The 21,065-nt window shown below is 27.2% G+C and carries 18 protein-coding genes; 6 read left to right on the forward strand and 12 right to left on the reverse strand.

The features are described from left to right. The 3 genes from ACRYA_RS06240 (at position 1) to ACRYA_RS06250 (ending at position 6,101) form a co-directional block, all read left to right on the forward strand. A complete protein-coding gene (locus ACRYA_RS06240) occupies positions 1-3,153 on the forward strand; it encodes an efflux RND transporter permease subunit (protein ID WP_105916674.1) in 3,153 nt (1,050 codons plus the stop codon). An 82-nt stretch (positions 3,154-3,235) separates the two neighbouring features. Further along, the gene (gene uvrC, locus ACRYA_RS06245; RefSeq protein ID WP_105916675.1) at positions 3,236-5,077 is read left to right on the forward strand and encodes an excinuclease ABC subunit UvrC; all 1,842 of its coding nucleotides are present in this window, start codon (positions 3,236-3,238) and stop codon (positions 5,075-5,077) included. Continuing rightward, the gene (locus ACRYA_RS06250) at positions 5,070-6,101 is read left to right on the forward strand and encodes an alanine racemase (protein WP_105916676.1); all 1,032 of its coding nucleotides are present in this window, start codon (positions 5,070-5,072) and stop codon (positions 6,099-6,101) included. The genes uvrC and ACRYA_RS06250 overlap by 8 nt, the downstream gene beginning before the upstream one ends. Before the next feature lie 29 nt (positions 6,102-6,130). Here ACRYA_RS06250 and ACRYA_RS06255 read toward each other — a convergent pair whose 3' ends face one another. From ACRYA_RS06255 to ACRYA_RS06270, 5 genes are all read right to left on the reverse strand, one after another. Next, on the reverse strand, positions 6,131-7,258 hold the full coding sequence (locus tag ACRYA_RS06255; protein WP_105916677.1) for an iron-containing alcohol dehydrogenase: 1,128 nt from the start codon (positions 7,256-7,258) through the stop codon (positions 6,131-6,133). A gap of 38 nt (positions 7,259-7,296) precedes the next feature. Further along, complete coding sequence (locus ACRYA_RS06260; protein WP_207796766.1) at positions 7,297-8,481, reverse strand: MFS transporter; 1,185 nt, start codon at positions 8,479-8,481, stop codon at positions 7,297-7,299. A gap of 10 nt (positions 8,482-8,491) precedes the next feature. Beyond that, positions 8,492-8,635: a cyclophilin-like fold protein gene (locus ACRYA_RS10760; protein WP_165786073.1), complete on the reverse strand. Its 144-nt coding sequence runs from the start codon at positions 8,633-8,635 to the stop codon at positions 8,492-8,494. Beyond that, on the reverse strand, positions 8,622-8,720 hold the full coding sequence (locus ACRYA_RS06265; protein ID WP_105916678.1) for a twin-arginine translocation signal domain-containing protein: 99 nt from the start codon (positions 8,718-8,720) through the stop codon (positions 8,622-8,624). The genes ACRYA_RS10760 and ACRYA_RS06265 overlap by 14 nt, the downstream gene beginning before the upstream one ends. A gap of 90 nt (positions 8,721-8,810) precedes the next feature. Further along, on the reverse strand, positions 8,811-9,713 hold the full coding sequence (locus ACRYA_RS06270; RefSeq protein WP_228199729.1) for an AraC family transcriptional regulator: 903 nt from the start codon (positions 9,711-9,713) through the stop codon (positions 8,811-8,813). A gap of 188 nt (positions 9,714-9,901) precedes the next feature. Between ACRYA_RS06270 and ACRYA_RS06275 the strand changes: the two genes are divergently transcribed. Together ACRYA_RS06275 and ACRYA_RS06280 are read left to right on the forward strand one after the other, a co-directional pair. Continuing rightward, on the forward strand, positions 9,902-11,062 hold the full coding sequence (locus tag ACRYA_RS06275; RefSeq protein WP_105916680.1) for a MalY/PatB family protein: 1,161 nt from the start codon (positions 9,902-9,904) through the stop codon (positions 11,060-11,062). Positions 11,063-11,378: 316 nt separating this feature from the next. Continuing rightward, entirely contained in the window at positions 11,379-14,738 is a 3,360-nt protein-coding gene (locus tag ACRYA_RS06280) for an ABC transporter substrate-binding protein (protein WP_105916681.1), read from the forward strand. A 94-nt stretch (positions 14,739-14,832) separates the two neighbouring features. Here the strand turns inward: ACRYA_RS06280 and ACRYA_RS06285 are convergent, their stop codons facing one another. Together ACRYA_RS06285 and ACRYA_RS06290 are read right to left on the reverse strand one after the other, a co-directional pair. After that, entirely contained in the window at positions 14,833-15,594 is a 762-nt protein-coding gene (locus tag ACRYA_RS06285) for a competence/damage-inducible protein A (RefSeq protein ID WP_105916682.1), read from the reverse strand. A 19-nt stretch (positions 15,595-15,613) separates the two neighbouring features. After that, positions 15,614-16,183, reverse strand: a complete 570-nt coding sequence (locus ACRYA_RS06290; protein ID WP_105916683.1) for an adenylate kinase — start codon at positions 16,181-16,183, stop codon at positions 15,614-15,616. A 128-nt stretch (positions 16,184-16,311) separates the two neighbouring features. Here ACRYA_RS06290 and ACRYA_RS06295 point away from each other — a divergent pair, with 128 nt between their 5' ends. Beyond that, entirely contained in the window at positions 16,312-16,953 is a 642-nt protein-coding gene (locus tag ACRYA_RS06295; protein ID WP_105916684.1) for an adenylate kinase, read from the forward strand. 13 nt (positions 16,954-16,966) lie between these two features. On the opposite strand, the gene darH is transcribed toward ACRYA_RS06295, so the two are convergent. The 5 genes from darH to ACRYA_RS06320 are packed head-to-tail and all read right to left on the reverse strand — an operon-like array spanning position 16,967 to position 20,897. Next, on the reverse strand, positions 16,967-17,953 hold the full coding sequence (gene darH / locus ACRYA_RS06300) for a BtrH-related acyltransferase DarH (RefSeq protein WP_105916685.1): 987 nt from the start codon (positions 17,951-17,953) through the stop codon (positions 16,967-16,969). Next, positions 17,946-18,341, reverse strand: a complete 396-nt coding sequence (locus tag ACRYA_RS06305; protein WP_228199730.1) for a DarG family dialkylresorcinol biosynthesis protein — start codon at positions 18,339-18,341, stop codon at positions 17,946-17,948. The genes darH and ACRYA_RS06305 overlap by 8 nt, the downstream gene beginning before the upstream one ends. Next, positions 18,341-19,483 carry a beta-ketoacyl-ACP synthase III gene (locus tag ACRYA_RS06310; protein ID WP_276527838.1) on the reverse strand — a complete coding sequence of 381 codons (1,143 nt, stop codon included), beginning with the start codon at positions 19,481-19,483 and terminating at the stop codon, positions 18,341-18,343. The genes ACRYA_RS06305 and ACRYA_RS06310 overlap by 1 nt, the downstream gene beginning before the upstream one ends. Further along, positions 19,483-20,430: a hypothetical protein gene (locus ACRYA_RS06315; protein ID WP_105916687.1), complete on the reverse strand. Its 948-nt coding sequence runs from the start codon at positions 20,428-20,430 to the stop codon at positions 19,483-19,485. The genes ACRYA_RS06310 and ACRYA_RS06315 overlap by 1 nt, the downstream gene beginning before the upstream one ends. Positions 20,431-20,489: 59 nt before the next feature. Then, a complete protein-coding gene (locus ACRYA_RS06320) occupies positions 20,490-20,897 on the reverse strand; it encodes a hypothetical protein (RefSeq protein WP_105916688.1) in 408 nt (135 codons plus the stop codon). Positions 20,898-21,065: the final 168 nt, after the last annotated feature.

A 21,065-nucleotide genomic window follows, 5' to 3' on the forward strand; every position in this document is an offset into this window, starting at 1 on the left:
ATGATTTCAGCATTTTTCATACGAAATCCCGTTTTTGCGGGAGTTTTATCAATAATTATTTTCCTTGTTGGACTTGTTTCTATGACAAATCTTCCAATAGAACAATATCCAAAAGTTCTTCCTCCGCAAATTGTTGTAAGTACAAATTATCCAGGTGCAAGTGCAAATACTATTGCTAAAACAGTAGCAGCTCCTCTTGAGCAACAAATTAATGGTGCTAAAGATATGATTTATATGAACTCTTTAGCTGATGATAGTGGAAACTTATCAATTAGTGTATATTTTGAAGTAGGAACTGATCCTGATAGTGCAAAAATTGATGTTAACAACAGAGTTCAAGCAGCACTCTCTTCAATGCCTGAGCAAGTTCAAAGAGTTGGAGTTGTTGTAGGAGAAAAATCTCCTAGTATTCTTTTATTTGCTATGCTTCAATCTCCAAATAATACTTATGATTCAATCTACTTATCAAACTATGCTTTGTTAAATATGGTTGAAACTCTAAAAAGAGTTGAAGGTGTTGGAGATGCTATGATTTTTGGAGCAAAAGATTACTCTATTAGAGTTTGGCTTGACCCTTCAAAACTATCAAAATACTCTCTTGCTACAACTGATGTTATATCTGTTATAAAAGAGCAAAACAATCAATATGCAGCTGGAAAAATTGCAGCTGAACCAATTGCTAATAAGCAAATGTACACATATACAATTCAAACTCCAGAGAGATTTGATGATCCTGTTCAGTTTGCTAATATTGTAATTCGTTCAAATCCTGATGGAAGTAGTTTAAAACTTAAAGATGTTGCTACAATAGAACTAGGTGCTAGTAATTATAGTATGCAAACAAGATTAAACAACGCTCCTTCTTTACCTATTGGAGTATTTTTACAAAGTGAAGCAAATGCTTTAGAATCAGCAGCAGCTATTAAAAAAGCATTAGAAGAAGCTAGTAAAAACTTCCCTGAAGATATGACATATACTATTCCTTATGATAGTACAGATTTTATTACAGCATCAATTGAAGAGGTTGTAAAAACATTTGTTGAAGCACTTATTTTAGTTATTTTAATTATTTTCTTGTTTTTACAAAACTGGCGAGCTACAATTATTCCTTTAATTGCTGTTCCTGTATCAATTGTTGGAGCATTTGCAGGAATGTATGCTTTTGGATTTAGTATAAATCTTCTAACACTTTTTGGACTTGTTTTAGCTATTGGTATTGTTGTTGATGATGCTATTATAGTTATTGAAAATATAGAACGACACATGGATATGGGTAAAACTCCAAAAGAAGCAGGTTTTGCTGCTATGAAAGAAGTAACTGGAGCTTTAATTGCTATTATTTTAGTTTTAGGAGCTGTTTTTGTACCTGTTACTTTTATGGGTGGTTTAAGTGGTGAAATGTATAGACAATTTGCTATTACTATTGTTATATCAGTTTTAATATCTGGATTTGTTGCTCTTACTTTAACACCAGCACTGTGTGTAAGAATATTAAAAAATAAAAAACATGAACCAAAAGGCTTTTTCAAATGGTTTAATACTATGTTTGATAAAGCAACTGAAGGTTATTCATTTTTAGTTAAAAAAACTATTAGATACTCTTTAATATCTATGTTGTTATTTGGTGGATTAATTTTTATATCTTATGATATGTTTAAAGGGATGAAAACAGGACTTGTTCCAGATGAAGATCAAGGTACAATATTTATATTTGGATTTAATCCTCCAGGTTCATCGCTATCAAGAACTATTGAGTTAAGTGAAGAGATTAATTCAATTATTTCAAAAGACCCAAATGTTAAAAATATTATAACTCTTGCTGGTTATGACTTTACAACAAGTGCTCAAAGAACACATACTGTTGCTACTATTGTTAAACTAAAAGATTGGGATGAAAGACCAGAATCAAGTCAATCAGCTCAAGCACTTCTAAAAAAATTTAGTGGACAACTAATGGGAACTAGTGAAGGATTCTCAATTGCTGTTATACCTCCTGCTATTATTGGTATGAGTGTTACAGGTGGATTTGATATGTATGTTCAAGATAGAACAGGTGGAAGTGTTGAAGATTTACAAAAAGTTGTAAATGAAGTAATTGAAAAAGCAAAAACAAGACCAGAACTAATGGGAGTTAGAACTTCACTATCTGCAACTATTCCACAATATAAAATGGATGTAGATATTGAGAAAGCAAAAGCAAAAGGTGTAAGTGTAAATGATATTTATAATACTATAAATGCAACTTTTGGAAGTTTTTATGTAAATGATTTCTCACTTTATGGAAGAACTTATAAAGTAAATATGCAAGCTATTGATACTTATAGATCAAATGTTGAAGATATGCAATATATATATGTAAAATCAGCAAATGGGGATCTTTTACCTTTAGATGCTTTTGTAACTTTGAAAAAAGAGGTTGGAGCTGATATTATAGAGAGATTTAATCTTTTCCAAGCTGCAAAAGTTTCAGGACAACCAGCTGCTGGATATAGTTCTGGAGATGCATTAAAAGCTATAGAAGAAGTATCAAAAGAGGTTTTACCACAAGGATATACAATATCTTGGGTAGGAACTGCTTATCAAGAGAAACAAATAGGTGGAAGTTCTGCTCAAGCCTTTATATTTGGTATTATTTTCTTATTTCTAATTCTAGCAGCACTATATGAAAAATGGTTACTTCCAATAGCAGTTGTTTTAGCCGTACCTTTTGCTATTTTTGGAGCTATTTTAGCTACAAATTTAAGAGGACTTGACAACAATATATATTTCCAAGTTGGGCTTTTGGTACTTGCTGGATTGGCTGCTAAAAATGCAATTTTGATTGTAGAGTTTGCCTTACAAAAAAGAAAAGAGGGATACAATCTAATTGATTCAGCACTAGAAGCTGCAAAAGTAAGATTAAGACCAATAGTTATGACTTCTTTGGCATTTACTATTGGTGTTATGCCTCTTGCAATTAGTAGTGGAGCAGGAGCTGCTAGTAAGCACTCTATTGGAACAGGAGTTGTTGGTGGAATGCTAACTGCAACATTCCTAGCAATTTTATTTATCCCACTATTTTATGTATTAATCTCTAGATTAAGTAGAGAAAAAGAGGGAAATATCGCTGAAGATTTAAAAAAAGAAGAAGAAGAAAACAATAGCGAGAAATAAAAACTCTTCTTCTTATAATTATTTTATAACAACAAAATAGCCTATAAACTCTATAAAAAGAGTTTTTGGCTACTATTTCAAAATGAATTTAGAAGAGAAATTAAAAGAGTTACCAAATGATTCTGGAGTTTATCAATACTTTGATGAAAACGGTCATCTACTATATATTGGAAAAGCAAAAGTTTTAAAAAATAGAGTAAAATCTTATTTTAAATTTACTCCAAAACTCCTACCTGCTGATAAACTAAGCCCACGAATATATAAAATGATTAGTGAAACTACTTTTGTAGAGTGGATTGTTGTTCCAAATGAACATGATGCTTTAATACTTGAAAACTCTTTAATCAAACAGCTAAAACCAAAATACAATGTACTTTTAAGAGATGATAAAACCTATCCATATATTTATGTTGATTTAAACGAAGATTTTCCAAGACTTGAAATTACAAGAAAAATAGAAAAAGGTAAAAATATAAAATATTTTGGTCCTTACTCAAGTGGTGCAAAAGATATGTTAGATAGCATATATGAAATAGTTCCATTGGTGCAAAAAAAATCTTGTATAAAAGGAAAGAGTGCTTGTCTATTTTATCAAATAGGAAAATGTAAAGCTCCATGTGTTGGAAAAATAACAAAAGATGAGTATAAAAAACTTCTAGATGAAGCTTTAATATATATATACAATAAATCAAAACTTTTATCAAAACTAAAAGAGAAAATGAAAATATATTCAGATGATTTCCGTTTTGAAGATGCTTTAAATTTAAGAGATAGAGTAAAAACTATTGAAAAATCGCAAATCAAAACAGGTATAGATTTAGCAACAAATGAAGATTTGGATATATTTGCTATAAAATCTGGTAGTAAAAAAGCTGTAATTGTAAGAATGTTTATAAGAGATGGAAAACTTGCATCTTCAAATTATGATTTTATAAAAATAAATGATGATTTAGAGTTTGATTTATATGAAGCCTACAAAAGAGCTATTGTAAACTACTACACAAATGAGCTTCCAATTATCCCAAAAGAGATTATTTTAGCTGATGAAATTTTAGATTTAGATGATATTGAAGAGTTTTTATATAAGAGATTTAATAAAAAGATAAAATTAATAAATCCAAAAATAGACAAAAAAGCTAGTATTGTAAAAATTGCATTAAGTAACTGTGATGAACTTCTAAGAGTTGAAGCTTCAAAAAATCAAACAACTATATATGAAGAGTTAAAAGAACTATTTTGCCTACAAACAACTCCTAGCTTAATAGAAAGTTTTGACAACTCTCACTTAATGGGACAAGCAACAGTTGGAGCTATGATTGTTTGGAATGAAGATTTAGGCTCTTTTGACAAAAAATCTTTTAGACACTATAACCTTGAATCAAAAGATGAATACTCACAAATGAGAGAGATGTTAATGAGAAGAGTTGAGAGCTTTTCAAAGAATCCAGCTCCTGATTTATGGATTATAGATGGTGGAGAAACTTTGCTAAAACTAGCTTTTGATATTGTGCAAAGTATTGGGGTAAATTTGGATATTATTGCGATTTCAAAGCAAAAAGTAGATGCCAAAGCCTATAGAGCAAAAGGTAATGCAAGAGATATAGTCCATTTTAAGGAAAATGGTGAATACAAAAGCTTAAATCTTCTTCCAAGTGATAAAAGATTACAGTTTGTACAAAGACAAAGAGATGAAGCACATAGATTTGCTATTAGTTTTCACAAAAAGAAAAAAAGAAAAGAGGATAAAGAGATTTCCTTTTTACAAATAAGCGGAATAGGTGAAGCTAAAATAAAAAAACTTCTTCTATATTTTGGTGAGTTTGAAAAAATAAAAAGTGCAAGTTTAGAAGAGTTAAAAACTGTTTTAAACGAAGTTGATTCAAAAAATATATTTGATTATTTTAAAAAGGAAGAAAATGGCTAGAATATTATTAAATAAGGATAACCTTTTTTATAATCTAGAAGCTATAAGCCAAAAAGCAACAAGTAAAGAAAAAGTTGCTGTAGTTCTAAAAGATAATGCTTATGGTCATGGAATAGTTGAAATTGCAACATTATCAAAAGAGTTTGGTATTAAAAAAGCAGTCGTAAGAAGTATTGAAGATGCGCAAAAAATAAAGGACTATTTTCCATATATTTTAATCTTAGCTCCTAGAGATTTTCACAACTATTCACATACTTTTCACATAGCATTAAACACTCTTGAAAACATAGAAAAAATCCCACGAAATAGTAATGTTCATATCAAAATAGATACAGGAATGCACCGAAATGGAATAGCAATAGATGATATAGAAGTGGCTATTTTAGGGCTTTTGAAACAAAAAGCCAATATTACAGGAGTTTTCACACATCATAAAGGAGCAGATGAATTATCAACAAATTTTTTCTTCCAAAAAGAACTTTTTTCCAAAGCAAAAGCTAAGGTAAAAGAGGTATGTGAAAAACTTTTTCTACCACTCCCTGCTTTTCACTCTTGTAACTCATCCGCTCTTTTTAGAGAAAAAAATTTCGAAGAACTTAACGAAGATTTTGCAAGAGCAGGAATTGCAACTTATGGATATTTAGAAGATGATTTACCATTTGGTTTTCCAAAATTAAAACCTGTCATGAGTCTTTGGGCTTCAAAAATGGCAAGTAGAACATTGAAAAGAGATCAAAGTGTTGGTTATGGTGGAAAATTTACAGCTAGTGCTGATATGATAGTTTCAACTTATGATATAGGTTATGGAGATGGTTTTTTAAGACTTAATGAAAATCACAAATATACAACACCAAAAGGATTTGAAGTTTTAGGTAGAGTTTCTATGGATAACTTATCTATAAATAGCAATGAAGAAGAAGTTTGTCTTTTTGATGATGTAAGAGAGTTGGCTAAAATTAACAATACAATAACGTATGAGATAACTTGTAGCTTAAAAGAGAATATAAAAAGAGAGATAGTTTAACTATCTAACTCTTTTTAAAAAATCTAAATCTATAAAGCATTACTTAAAATCTTTTCTAAATCATCTTTTCCTATGTCGTTTTGATACGATAAATTTTCTATAATATCCAAAATATTAGTTTTATCTAATCCAAACTGTTTTAATCTTGTTGGAGTTCCTATTTTATTAAACCAATTTTCAAGTTCTTCTATTCCTTCAAGTGCTGTATTTTTACCAAAAATCTCTTTTGCAAATCTTATAAACTGAGCCTCATTCTCTTTATAATACCACTTTGCCCAAGCTGGAATTACTACACTAAGCCCTGCCCCGTGAGGAACATTATAAAGTGCCGAAAGTGCATGTTCTATTAAGTGATTTGGAAAAGAAAAACCAGATGTTCCAACTGTAGTTGTCCCATTTAAAGCATTTGTTGCAGCCCATGCAAACTCACCTCTTGCACTATAATCATCTGGATTTTTTATTAAAATCTGCGTTGTTTCCATTACTGTTTTTATAATATTTTCAACTTGTCTACTCATATATTTTGGCTGGATTTTTGCTGTAAAATAGCCTTCAATAGTGTGCGCAATTACATCTGTAGCAGAATAAACTAAATACTCATTTGAAACACTTTTTTGAAGTTCTGGATTTATAACTGAAACTTTTGGATAAATCAAAGGCGACCAAATAGAGAATTTTTGTTTTGTTTTCTCATTTGTAACAACCGCATATCCATTCATCTCACTTCCTGTTGCTGCAAGAGTAATTATGTCAAAAATAGGTAAAGCTTTTGTTATTTGCTCTTTACCTAAAAAGAAATCCCAAACATCTGCTTCATACAAAGTTCCAACAGCTATTGCTTTTGAACTATCTAAAACTGAACCTCCACCCAGACTTAAAACTCCATCTACTTTCTCATCTTTTGCAATTTTTATAGCATTTTGAATAGTTCCTAGTATTGGATTACTTACAACTCCACCAAAAGCTATGAAATCTACACCATGTTCTTTTAAGCTTCTTATTACTACATCAAAAAGCCCATCATTTATAACTCTTTTACTTCCATAAACTAATAAAACTTTTTTTATTCCATTTTTACTTATATATTTTCCAATATTTTTCTCTTTATCTTTTCCAAACTCAATTTGTGTTGGATTACAAAAACTAAAATTTTCCATATTTTGCTCCTTTTTTTGGAATTTTATCTATATTTTTCTTAGATGCCATTTTTATAGATATTTCTTGTCATAAAAGAAAAAATAGATGTAAAAAAGAAAATTAATGTACTAAATAAAAAAGTCAGTTCATATCCAAAACTATCAAAAAGAACTCCACCAAAAAATGCACCAAAAGTTATAGACAACTGAATAACAGCAACCATAAGCCCACCACCTATTTCAATCTCATCTTCAAGCAAAGTTTTACTCAACCAAGTCCACCAAACTGCTGCAAGTGGAGTTCCTATAAATCCCCAAATAGAGATTAATACAAAAATATTTATAAAATTATGCTCTACAAAAACAAAACAAATAGAAACAAACATCATCATAAAAGGTGAAAATATAAGAAGAGAATATAGTCTCTTTTTTAGAAGTTTTCCTATTAAAAAAACTCCAAGAAAACCAAAAATTCCCATAACAAAAAGCAAAATTGATAACTCTTGATAATCTACTTTTATAACATCTTCTAAGTATGGTCGAATATATGAAAAAAGTGCAAATTGCCCCATAAAACAAAAAGTTACACTAATCATTCCAAAGATAACTATCTTTTTTTTCAAAAGGAAAAAAAGGTCAAAAACAGATGACTTTTTATCTTTTTTCTTCACTTCTAAAGATGGTAAACTTCTACTTTGCCAAAAAAAGGTAATTAAAGCTATTGGAACTATTATAAAAAATGCTCCTCTCCAACCAATAATACCACCTAAATAACTTCCTAATGGCGCAGCTATCATAGTAGCTAGTGCATTTCCTCCATTTAAAATATTTAGTGCTTTTGGAACATCATCTTTTTTCACTAATCTTATGATAGTTGAAGCTGACATCGACCAAAATCCACCAATAGCAATTCCAAGTAAAGCTCTTCCTACTAGTAAAATATAGATATTTGGAGCAAAAGTTACAAATAATCCAGAGATTGCCATAAGTAATGTGAAAAATTGTAAAACCTTTTTTCTATTAATATTACCTATAAATGAAGTTAAAAAAATACTTGTAAAAAAGGCAAATAATCCTGATATTGATATAGTTTGTCCTACATATCCATTTGATATTTCTAACTCTTGTGCCATTAAAGTTAAAAGACTTACAGGCATAAACTCTGAAGCTATCAAAACAAAAGCAGATAAAGTCATAGCCCAAACAGCACTCCAAAGAGATTTTTTTTCTATATTAGTTTCCAATTTTTGCCTTTTACTCAAATTTTATAGTGATATTTGATTTTCCTAAAGCCTTTTCAAGACAATTTAAATCATCTATATAACCTATTTTTGTGTAGCTATACGATGTAGAAAAACTATCATAAAACAAAACCAAAGTATCGTTACCAAAAAGCATTTATTCCACCTACTATTGCTAAAGTTGTAGTTGCTATTGCACTTTTTTTTAAAAAATCTCTTCTTGTACTATTATCATTTTGCATTTTAGTTTTTCCTTTTTATTAAAAATTGGCTTATTATAGGAAAAAATTAAAATTTCACTTAGAACAATTCTTCAAAAAAAGTGCTAAATTCTACAAATTTTGATTTTTCAAAAAATTTGAGTGTTTTTTTGGGGACATTCCGTACATTTTAGAGTAATCTTTGCTAAATTGACTAGCACTCTCATATCCAACCAAAATCGCAACTTCTAAAATATCAATATTTTGTAAAGAGAGTAATTTTTGAGATTCTTGAAGTCTAAGATTTTTTTGAAACTGAATAGGAGTTAATTGAGTTATATTTTTGAAATTTTGATATAAAGATGATTCGCTCAAAGTAAACATGCAAGCCAACTCTTTAATATTTATTTTATCTTTATAGTTATCTTTTATATATGTTATAACTTTTGCTATTTTATTTGAAATAGAGTCTTGCATTGCAAATTTACTCAGAAAATATCCAGCTTTTTTGTTAATCAAAAGAAATAAAATCTCTTTTATAATTAAAGATGATAGATACTCTATTTCACTATTTGATTTATCTAAAAGTTTTATAAGCCTATAAAAAGCATCATACAAATCATCATTTAATTTATCAAAAAATAGTCCTTTTTCTGAAATTTTTTTTGAGTTTATATTTTGAATATCTCTATTTTTTAATACTTCATAAATATCTTCCAAAGAGAATTTAATCCTAAAAGAAATATAAATTTCATCATTTTTTGAATCTAAAATCTTAACTGTTGCAGGTAGATGAGTTGAAGCAATAAGATACTCATTTTGACCGTAAGTATAAAGTTCATTTCCAAAACCAACTGCCTTTTCTCCTTGCAAAATTATACAAATAGATGGTTCATACATAATATGTGTTGAGTAATTTATATTTTTTGTTTTTGAGATATAAAAATCTAAATTTGGTATTTGAGAAGATAAATTTCCATAATAATTATATTTTGATTTTATAAACTCTATTAACTCTAATCTTTGCTTTTCCATACGCATTTTAGACCTTTATTTAAAAAATTATTTAATTATATATAAAATAAATATATTTTAATAGAAATATTCTACATAAAAAGTATCAATTACTCCAACTTTTATATATTTATAAAAGAACAAAACCTTACATAAATCATAATCTTGTATAATAAAAATTATTTTGAATAGATTTTTAAAGGCAATACATGAAATACAATTTTGATAAAGTTATAAATAGAAAAAATACAAACTGCTATAAATGGGATACTACAAAAGATGGAGTGATTCCTATGTGGGTTGCTGATATGGATTTTGAGGTTGCACAACCTATACTTAATAGTATTATAAAAAGAACAAATCATGGAGTTTTTGGATACACAGTTGTAGATGATGGTTATTTTGATGCTGAGATTAATTGGTGGAAAAAAAGATTTAATTGTGAGATTAAAAAAGAGTGGATAGAACCAACAACTGGAGTAATTCCAAGTTTAGCTTCAATAATTCAAACTTTTTGCCAAAAAAATGACAAAGTTTTAATACAAACTCCTGTTTATCACTATTTTGCAATTTCTATAAAAAATAGTGGTTGTGAAGTATTAGAAAATGAGCTTATTTATGAAAATGATAAATATAGTGTAGATTTAAAAGATTTTGAAATTAAAATAAAAACTCATAATCCAAAACTTTTTATACTTTGTAACCCACACAATCAAGTAGGAAAAGTATTTTCAAAAGATGAACTAAAAGCTATGGGAGAAATTTGTCAAAAATACAATGTGCTTGTAGTTAGTGATGAAATACATAGAGATTTAGTTTACAAAGGATTTTTTCACACTCCTTATATATCTTTGGGTGAAGATTTTTTACAAAATTCGATTACTTGTACATCTGCTACAAAAACATTTAATCTAGCTGGATTAAAGGCCTCAAATATTGTTGTAGCAAATAAAGATTTAAGAGTAAAATTAGACAAAACTTTGAATAAAAATGAGATAAAAAGCCTAAATGTCTTTGGAATAGAAGCCACAAAAACTGCTTATCAAGAGTGTGAAGATTGGCTTGATGAACTTTTGGTTTATCTTGAAAAAAATAGAGATTTTGTTGATAATTTTTTAAAAGAGAATTTACCAAATTTAAAACTTATAGAAGCAGAAGCTACATATTTGTTATGGATTGATATAAGTTCTCTTAAAATAAAATCAAAAGATTTTACAAAAAAACTTGAAGATTTTGGAAATGTAAGAGTAATATCTGGAATAACTTTTGGAAAAAATGGAGATAATTTTATAAGAGTTAATATTGCTTGCAGAAAAGATATTTTGAAAGAGGCTTTGCTTTGTATTAAAAAAACTATTGAAAATTTTTAATAGTTTGGTAGTGTTTGGAATGACACTTAAAAAGTAAACAAAAGTTTATTCAGTTAATTAAAATAACAATTTTTATAAATTTTAATTAATAATTAAAAAAATTAGAAAAAAAATTAGAAAAATTAGGTATTATAAACAAGCATAATACTATTTTAAAATATTTAATAATTTTAGTAGGATCAACTTCTTTTATTAAATATTTAGAAGATAGAATTAATTCTATTATTAAAAAACTTCTTATAAATTATATGAAGTAAATTAGTAATAAAATGATAAATTTGTTAATTAAATTACTTTATTTAGGGAAATTTCAAGAATGAAAAAAAATATAATTTATTTACTATTAATGCTTTTTAGTACATTTTTAAATGCAAATGAGAAAGTTGTATTACAATTAAAATGGTTTCATCAATTTCAATTTGCAGGATATTATGCTGCAAAAGAGAAAGGGTTTTATGATGAAGTTGGTTTAGATGTAGAAATTAAACAAAGAGATTTAAAATATAATAATATTGATGAAGTAATAAATGGCAATGCCCAATATGGTGTTGCTGATTCTATTTTAATTTTATATAGATTAAAACAACAACCTGTTGTAATTGTCTCTACTATTTTTCAACACTCACCTAGTGTATTTATTTCACTAAAGAAAAAAAACATTTCTTCTATTTATGAATTAAATAATAAAGATATTCTTTTCTATCCAAATAATACAGATGGTTTTTCTCTATTTGCTATGATTAAAAAATTTAATTTAGATGTTAATCTTGTTCGTGAAAGATATAAAGATGATTACATGAGACTTATTAATAATGAAGTTGATGTAATGCCTGCATATATTGCTAATGAGCCATTTTTATTTAAAGAAAAAGGTTATGATGTAAATATTATAAATCCAACTAATTATGGCTTTGATATGTATGGGGATATGCTTTTTACAAGTGAAGATGAAGCCAAAAACAATCCAAATAGAGTAGAAAAATTTAAAGAAGCAACACTTAAAGGTTGGAAATATGCTTTAGAAAATAAAGAAGAGATAATACAACTTATAAATGAAAAATACTCTAAAGAAAAATCAATTGAAAACTTAAGATATGAAGCAAATGCAATTGATTCATTGATAAATAAAGATCTTACACCTTTGGGATATTTAGATCAAGGAAGAATTAGATACATAAGTGAAATGTATGAATATTATGGTTTAACTGAATCAAACATAGATTTAAAAGATTTTTTATTTGATAAGATATCAAAAAAAGATAAAAAACTATCATTAAGTGATGAAGAAATAAAATATTTAAAAGATAATCCTATTTTAAAGGTTCATAACTTTGACTCTTTACCTCCATATAATTTCACTTTGAATAATTATCCTAAAGGCTTTGTGATTGATTATATTCAATTAGTAGGTAAAGTTTTAGGTATTCAAATTGAATTTATCCAAAATAAAAGTTTAAAAGAATCATTTGATATGCTTGAAAACAATCAGCTTCATATTCTTCCAAATATAGCAATAAGCGATGAAAGAAAAAAAACTATAGATTTTACAAATTATTCATTAGTTAATTTTCAAATAAGCTTAGGGGTAAATAAACAGTCTGATATTAAGAGTTTATCAGATTTAAAAAATAAAAAAGTTTCTGTTGTAGAAAACTCTTTTTTAGAAGATATTTTAAAAAAAGAGTATCCAAATATCAAATTATATAAAACAAAAAATACAGAAGAAGCCATTGAAGCTGTTGCTTCAAATAAGGTTGATGCTGTTATACATAATTTATCGACAATAGAGTATTTGATAAATAAAAACTGGCTAAGTAATCTAAAAACTATAGTTTTAAAAGATGATAATATTCAAACTATTGTTCCTTTACATTTGGGTGTAAAAAAGGATAATTTAGTTTTAAAATCGATTTTAGAAAAAGCTAATCAAAATATATCAGAAAAAGATACTAGAAATTTAGTTGATAAATGGCTAAAAAATAGTTTTTATGAAGAGATAAAATTATCTCAAATTGAACATGATTATTTATCTAAAAATAAAAATATTAATTATTGTGTTAACTCTAATTTTATGCCTATTGAAAGAATCAACAATAATAGTGTTTTAGGGATAACTTCTGATTATATAAATATTTTTAAAGAAAAACTAAATATAAATTTTAATCAAGTAGAAATAGAATCTACTAAAGATGGTCTTAATAAATTGCTTACTAAAGAGTGTGATTTAGTTACATTTGTTCAAAATTCTGATGATACAAATAAATTATTTAATCTATCGAATTCTCATCTTTCTTTCCCCTTTGTTTTAGTTACAAAAATAGATAAAACATTTATCTCTTCTTTAAACTCTTTAAATGGCAAAAGAATTGCTTATGTTGATGATACATATAAAGAGATCTTAATTAAAGCATATCCACAAATAGAATTTGTAAAAGTTGATTCCTTAAAACAAGGATTAAAAAAAGTTAAAAATGATGAATTCTTCGGTTTAGTAGAGATACTTCCTGTTGTTGGACATGAAATACAAAAATATTTCTCAAATAGTCTTAAAATATCAAAAGAGATTTTTAATAATGCCTATTTTTCAATGGCAACATCTAAAGATAATATAATTTTAAATGATATTTTAAATAAGCTATTTAGTTCTATTTCAAATGAAAACAAAGATAGGATTAATAATAATTGGATTTCTGTAAATTATGAAAAAATGGTTGATTATGAAAAAGTGCTAATTGGTGGAATGGTTTTTTTATTAATTATTTTTATTATTTCTTTAAAAAATAGACAAATTAATAATATTAATTCCCAAATGAAAAAATATATTAAAATTGTAGATGAAAATGTTTTAACTTCATCAACTGATTTAGATGGAAATATAACATATGCATCAGAAGCTTTTTGTGAAATTAGTGGATATACAAAAGATGAATTAATAGGACAAAACCATAGAATTATTAGGCACTCTGACATGAAAGAATCTACATATAAAGAGTTATGGGAAACAATTACTAGTGGGAAAACATGGAAAGGCGAAATAAAAAATAAAAAGAAAAATGGTGATTATTATTGGGTCAAAGCATCTATTTCTCCTGTATTTGATAATAAAGAAGAAATTATTTCATATACAGCTGTTAGAGAGGATATAACAGATAAAAAAATAATTGAAGAGATTTCAATTACAGATGGATTGACAAATATATATAATAGAAGATATTTTGATGAGATATTTCCAAAAATTATAAATGAAGCAAAAAGAAAAAATGAGTTAGTAGCTTTTGTATTTATGGATATAGATCACTTTAAACAATATAATGATAATTATGGTCATCAAAAAGGTGATGAAGTTCTAATAAACTTTGCAGCTTGCTTAAAACAAAGTTTACATCGTTCATCTGATTATACATTTAGATTAGGTGGAGAAGAGTTCGCGGTGTTTTATCAAATGGAAACAAAAGAAAAAGCTATAGAATTTGCAAACAGTTTAAGAAAAAGTATAGAAAATTTAAAAATAGAACACAAATATAGTAGCGTTAGCTCTTATATAACAGCATCAATGGGATTAATATGTAAACATGCAAATGAAATAGTTGTTGATGAGATATATAAACAAGCTGATGATTTACTTTATCAAGCAAAAAGAAGTGGTAGAAATCAAGTGAAAGTTAATGAAGATTAAAAGCTTCATATAATATATTTTACCCTCATTTGCAGTATGTCGGAATTTACGACATACTGATTTTTTGTCTAATTCTTCACTTTAATTTAAACTTTTAAATATCATTTATATCATCCAAAACATACACTTTTTTATTTTCAAAGCAAAAATCTAAAAAGAGTTGAAAAGAAAAATCAACCTCATCTTGATTATATCCAGCAATAGAGATTACAACTTTTCTTTGCTCCCCAATAATTTTTGGTAAAGATGAAAACTCAAGGTGTGTTGGAATTTTTTTCATAACTTCAATTAAATCATTTTCACTTGTATTTATAGTTAAAGTTTTTCTATATTTTTTTAGATTTGAATTAGAATATAGTTTGTCCAAAGCCTCCAAAACCATACTTTGACTCATAGATGGAAATCCAGGTGTGAAAAAAAATCTATCTTGCAAATAAAATCCAGATACATCATTTATTACATTTTTTAGAAGTTTTGCACCTATTGGTAAATATGCCATATTTACTCTATGAGGATAAGCTTCTTCTTTAAATCTATTTTCAATCTTCTTCTTAGCCTCTTCATGAAATTCCATTTGTGAGTTTGTAAAAGCATCTGCTGCAATTTGTCTTGTAAAATCATCTGGAGTTGCTCCAATTCCACCAAAACAAAACATCACACTATTTTCATCACTTTTTATAAGATTAAAGATTTTCAACATAAGCTCTTTATCATCTTCAATCACAAAAGAGGCTTTATGTTCCCAGCCACGTTTAACAAGTTCTTGATTTAAAAACTCAAAGTGGGCATCTTTTCTTCTTCCATTTAAAAGTTCAGTTCCAATAATTACACTATAAAAATTTACTCTTTTATTCATAGTTTAAAATCTTTTTTGGCTATATTTTTGATTGAATATAATCATTCATATCAGATACAATCTCTTCAATAGTTCGTTCACCATCTATCTTTTTTAAAATATTTTTACTCTCATAAAAATTTTGAATATCTTTTAAAGGTTGTGTATAAACTCTCATTCTATTATTAAATACCTCAACCTTATCGTCCTCTCCTCTTGCACGTCCAAGAACTCTATCTCGTGCTACATCTTCACTTACAACAACTTCTATGCAACTTAAAAGCTCTACTTCTTTCTCATTTCTTAAATAGTTATCAAGCTCAATCATCTGCTCTAAACTTCTTGGGTAGCCATCTATTATTATTGTATTTGTTGGAGCATTTTTTATAGCTGTTAAAATCGTCTTTATAGCAATATCTATTGGAACTATATTTCCAGCTTTAATATATTTATCAATTATCTGCCCTATTTCGCTTCCGCTAGCAACTTCAGCCCTAAACATATCTCCAGTACTATAATGAGTTATATTTGAATCTTGTTTTGCTATAAGTTGGGCATCTGTTGTTTTTCCACTTCCAGGTGCTCCAATAATTAAAAATAATTTTTTCATTCATTTCCTTTTATTTTTCGAGGTACCATTGTATCAAAAATCATTTAAATTCCTAAGCTACTATTTTAAACTTATCTACTATTAAATGCTTTTTTAATACAATAAGCAAAAAAAATTAAGGATAAAATATGAATTTAATGCTATTTGGAGCACCAGGAGCTGGAAAAGGAACTCAAGCTAAATTTCTAATTGAGAAGTACAATATCCCTCAAATCTCAACAGGAGATATCTTAAGAGCTGCTATTGTAGATAAAACTGATATGGGAATGGAAGCAAAAAAATTTATGGATGCTGGGCAGCTAGTTCCAGATTCTACTATTATTGGAATTATCAAAGATAGATTAGCTCAAAGTGACTGTAAAAGTGGATTTATATTAGATGGTTTTCCAAGAACTCTAGCTCAAGCAGAGGCTTTAAGTGAACTTATGGAAAATATGAAAATTAAACTTGATAAAGTTATCTCTTTAAATGTTCCTGATAGCCTAATTGTAGGAAGAATTACTGGAAGAAGAGTATGTTCAGGTTGTGGAGCATCTTTTCATGTTGAGTTTAACCCTTCAAAAAAAGATAGTGAATGTGATTATTGTGGTGGTGAATTAACTATCAGAAAAGATGATAATGCCCAAACTGTAAAAAGCAGGCTTGAAGCATACCACTCACAAACTGCACCATTGATTGATTTTTATAAAAAAATGGGTGTTTTTATGGAACTTGATGGTACAAAAGATGTATCAGAAGTTACAAAAGATATGATAAACGCTTTAGCTTAAATAATTATTCTAACTATATAGTTTTTAAAATTCTAAAAGCCTCTTCTTCATATGTAGAGGCTTTTATTAAAATCTCTGCTATTTGCTTTGGTTCAAATCTATCTATCTTTTTTGCACTTTCTACACACTTTAAAGCAAACTCTCTTAGAGTATCTCCTGAAAGTAAAATCAATTCACTCGCTTTTTCTAGTTTATTAATATCAAGATTATAATTTTTTGCCTCTTTTAAAAATGCAGCATACAAATACCTAAATCCTCCACCACCTGTTCCTATCTCTTCTTGCATTCTTACAATGTGTGTTAAATAATTTTTTATATGTCTTTCATCTTTATTTTTAAGTTTTTCTATAGCTTGCGAAAGTTTTCTCATACCTTTAACTCCAGCATATGGGAAAGGGGTAATCATAGCTTTTGCATTTTTTCTTATAGATTTTTTTAAAATATTCTCAAAATCAATCTCTTTTGGAATATCTAAAACGTAATACATAAAACCTTTTGGAGCAAAAACTCCTTTTGCAAATCTTGCTTTTGTTAAATCTTTTTGTGAACACTCTACAACATCTTCAAAAACAGGATCTGAAATTTGATAATTTTTACCATTTTTGCCATAAACTAAAAGGTTGTGTGCATTAAAATGAAATCTCATATTTGATGGCATATATGGAAGATAAAAAACAGAAGTTTGAAGACCAACTATTTTTCCATCTTCTATTGCATTATCTAGTTCTATATTAGCTTCAAGCATATTGTTAAAATTTTTTTTGAAAATTTTAACACCTAAAACTTTCTCTATACTATTTATAATATTTTTTGGAATTGCTCTATATGCAATTAGTGGCATATTATTTACTTTTATAATAGGGAAAAAAGCAAAAGTAAGAGTACTAGTAAGTCCAAAAACCATTGGTTCACTAAGCTTTAATCCAGAATTTGTCAGCATAGAAGAGATAACTCCACTTTCACAATGTGCGAATTGTGAGTGTTTAAAATCTTTATTCACAGTTAAACTCTTTTAACTCTTTTAAGCTAATATCAAAAAGATTTGAATATCTTTGCAAAACCTTATCATTCAATTTTTTAAAATGTTTCATTTTTAAATGTCTTTTTACTCTAAAACCAAACATTCCAACACCACTACAAAGTGTTGGTAAATCCATTCTATTTTTATACATAAAATATTTTATAGGAGAAGATATATCTTGCTTAATCTCTTCTATGCACTCAAGTTCAAGAACTTTATATTCATTTACAGCTGTTAATGTTGCAAACTCTTCAGCACTACTACCATAATTTACTCTACTAAACTCTCCATTACTATTTTTTGCATACATAACTTTTTGTTGCCCATTTAGTGTAGAGTTTTCTTCTTGAGGAATATAATCTTTCACTATACAACTTCAAGTGAAAAAAATGCAGTAGAAAATCTTCCACTTTCAGGAACATAACAAAGAATTTTTTCACCTTTTTTTAATTTTCCACTATTAAATAACTCTTCTAAAATTATATATATTGATGCACTTCCTGTATTTCCAAAATTTGTAAGATTTGTAAACCATTTTTCATAAGGAATCTCAAAATTAACTTTTTTTAATCCTTCATACAGTTTATCTCTAAAATATAAAGATGAATAGTGAGGTAAAAAATAGTTATAATCAGTAGCTTTTATCAATCTTTTTTCTATAATTTCTTTAAGAGGTTTTACAACTGTGTACTCAACAATATTTTCATTTAAAAGTTTAACATCTTGTCTTACACTTAAAAGTGATTTTTGCATAATTTCATTTTGATCAAATGCTCTCCAAGATTTTATTTTATTGTTTTCTAAAATCTCCAATCCACTATACATACAAACATTCATTTCACCAGCATAAGATAAAATATCTATAAACTCTATTTTTAATGAAATTTTATCTTTATTTGGTTTATCTTGTAAAAGCATAGCACCAGCACCATCTGATAACATCCATCTCAAAAAATCTTTCTCAAAAGCAATATTTGGATTTATTTCCAACTCTTCAAGGCATTTTGACTCTTCCTCAAAATTTCTTGCACTTAATATTGGAGATGATGCTTCAGAACCTGTTGTTACTCCACATGAAAACTCTTTTGATTTAATAGCTAAATATATGTATTTAAGAGCATTTACTCCGCTAAGACATATTCCTGAAGCTGAAATTGTCTCTATTGGTTTTAGCTTTAACTCACCTTGAACCATCAAACTATGTCCAGGCATTAGTTGGTCTGGAGAAGTTGTACCACAAGCTAAGACTTCAATAGTATCAAGAGAAAAACTACTATTTTGAAGTTTTTTTATTGCATTACTACAAAGTTCTGCATTTGTAAATAACTGCTTTTGAGTATCTTTTTGCAATACATAAAATCTTCTTTTAATTCCATTACTTCTTAAGACAATATTTTTTGCTTTTGATTTTTTACCACCAATATATCCCAAATAATCCTCAATCTCATCATTAAAAACAGGTTCATTTGGCATAAATTTTTCAATTGCATTTATATAAACATCAACCACTATAAAAACTCCTTCATTCTAAAATCTTTGCTTCCACTTGGTAATTCATAAAACTCTTTTTGTTTTAAAACAGAATTTTTATTTAATTTTCTTAAAATAGTTTGAACTATCATATTTATAGGCACTACTGTTAAAATCATTAAAATTAAAAAAACTAAATATAACATTACAACTGCCCTTCTTTTTTTATCTCCAAAATTACCAATTTTTCTTATTAATTTTCCCCAAATTAGAAAACTCTTATTACCTATTTTTTCACTTTTGATTAATTTAATATCAACTTCAACAGCTTTTAAACCTTGTAAAAGACTATTTTTTTCTTTCTGTTTATTTTGCTCTAAAGCTTTAACTAGTGCTTTTCCAAATCTTTGCGATTTTATAATCTCTTTTTCATCTATTCCAGCACTTGATAATCCATAAAAACTATCTTTTTTTCCTGTTAGCATCCATCTGGGAGTTGTTATAAATGTCTCTAAAGAGCTTCCTTTATCAACTAAGACAACATTATCAATCAAAGTTGCATTTAAATTATCTAAAAGTTTTTTTACCTTTTCTTGAGCCATTATCCACATATTTCTACATGCAATTAAAGTAATTACTGGTTTATCTTTAAATTTCTTCTTAGCATAAGAACTTTGTAAAAAGCTACTTATAGGTATAGATGGCGATAAAAACCAAACTGTATAAGCTAAAATTATTAAATCAAAATCATGCTCATCATCTTCAATATTTTCTAATTCACAAGGTACCATATAAACAGATTCAGGAAAAGTATCCATAAAAGTCATAAAATCCCAAGGAAAAGGATAATTCTTTTTAGGTTTTATATTTTTAAATATTAACTCAAAATTTTCATTCCCTAAAAAAGGTTTTGTAAAATTCTCAACTAAATTATTTAATTGTCCAGTTTGCGAGTATGATATCACTAAGATTTTTTTTTGATTCAATATATTACTTTTTATAAATTATTTTTAAAAAAGAGCAAGTAGCTCTTTTTTAATTTTTGTTAGTCTTCTAAATTATTTAGTTGAACTCTAATAGCATTATTTAGATTTTGTACCCAACCATTATAATTAGGATGGATAGTCTGCTTAGCTGAATCATATTTTAAACCACTACTACTATTTTTATAGTTAATAGCATAAGAAGTTCTATTATATGGAATTTCAACAGTAGCTGAATGTCCTCTTAAATTTAACTGTCCTTCAGCAAGTCCTGGCTTAACTTTTGTAATTATCCAACCTAATTGAGTACCAGCTGTTCTAATAGCTTTAAAAACCTGATCTTCAGTTGTACCTTTTTTAACACTTATATCGCTTGTAGGAACATTATATACAGTTGCTCCTGTTCTACAACCTGTAAGAATAAAAACCCCTATAAGACCGATTAACAATATTTTAAAAATATTAGTCATTTTTTTCCCTTTTTGTAAAATTAGGTTTTAATAATATCAAATTTTCTTTAAATCTATTATTATTTCTGGATAAATAATAATAAAGTAGTCCTAAATAGTATCATTTAGTTGTATTATTTAACTATCATTTTATTTTTTTAAGAGTAAACTTAAAAGATTTTATTTAAA

It is taken from the genome of Aliarcobacter cryaerophilus ATCC 43158 (genome assembly GCF_003660105.1).
Classification (GTDB): domain Bacteria; phylum Campylobacterota; class Campylobacteria; order Campylobacterales; family Arcobacteraceae; genus Aliarcobacter; species Aliarcobacter cryaerophilus.

Coding starts and splice junctions, on each gene's coding strand:
- ACRYA_RS06240 (WP_105916674.1), top strand. CDS start 1: ATGATTTCAGCATTTTTCATACGAAATCCCGTTTTTGCGGGAGTTTTA.
- uvrC (WP_105916675.1), top strand. CDS start 3,236: ATGAATTTAGAAGAGAAATTAAAAGAGTTACCAAATGATTCTGGAGTT.
- ACRYA_RS06250 (WP_105916676.1), top strand. CDS start 5,070: ATGGCTAGAATATTATTAAATAAGGATAACCTTTTTTATAATCTAGAA.
- ACRYA_RS06255 (WP_105916677.1), bottom strand. CDS start 7,258: ATGGAAAATTTTAGTTTTTGTAATCCAACACAAATTGAGTTTGGAAAA.
- ACRYA_RS10760 (WP_165786073.1), bottom strand. CDS start 8,635: ATGCTTTTTGGTAACGATACTTTGGTTTTGTTTTATGATAGTTTTTCT.
- ACRYA_RS06265 (WP_105916678.1), bottom strand. CDS start 8,720: ATGCAAAATGATAATAGTACAAGAAGAGATTTTTTAAAAAAAAGTGCA.
- ACRYA_RS06270 (WP_228199729.1), bottom strand. CDS start 9,713: ATGGAAAAGCAAAGATTAGAGTTAATAGAGTTTATAAAATCAAAATAT.
- ACRYA_RS06275 (WP_105916680.1), top strand. CDS start 9,902: ATGAAATACAATTTTGATAAAGTTATAAATAGAAAAAATACAAACTGC.
- ACRYA_RS06280 (WP_105916681.1), top strand. CDS start 11,379: ATGAAAAAAAATATAATTTATTTACTATTAATGCTTTTTAGTACATTT.
- ACRYA_RS06285 (WP_105916682.1), bottom strand. CDS start 15,594: ATGAATAAAAGAGTAAATTTTTATAGTGTAATTATTGGAACTGAACTT.
- ACRYA_RS06290 (WP_105916683.1), bottom strand. CDS start 16,183: ATGAAAAAATTATTTTTAATTATTGGAGCACCTGGAAGTGGAAAAACA.
- ACRYA_RS06295 (WP_105916684.1), top strand. CDS start 16,312: ATGAATTTAATGCTATTTGGAGCACCAGGAGCTGGAAAAGGAACTCAA.
- ACRYA_RS06320 (WP_105916688.1), bottom strand. CDS start 20,897: ATGACTAATATTTTTAAAATATTGTTAATCGGTCTTATAGGGGTTTTT.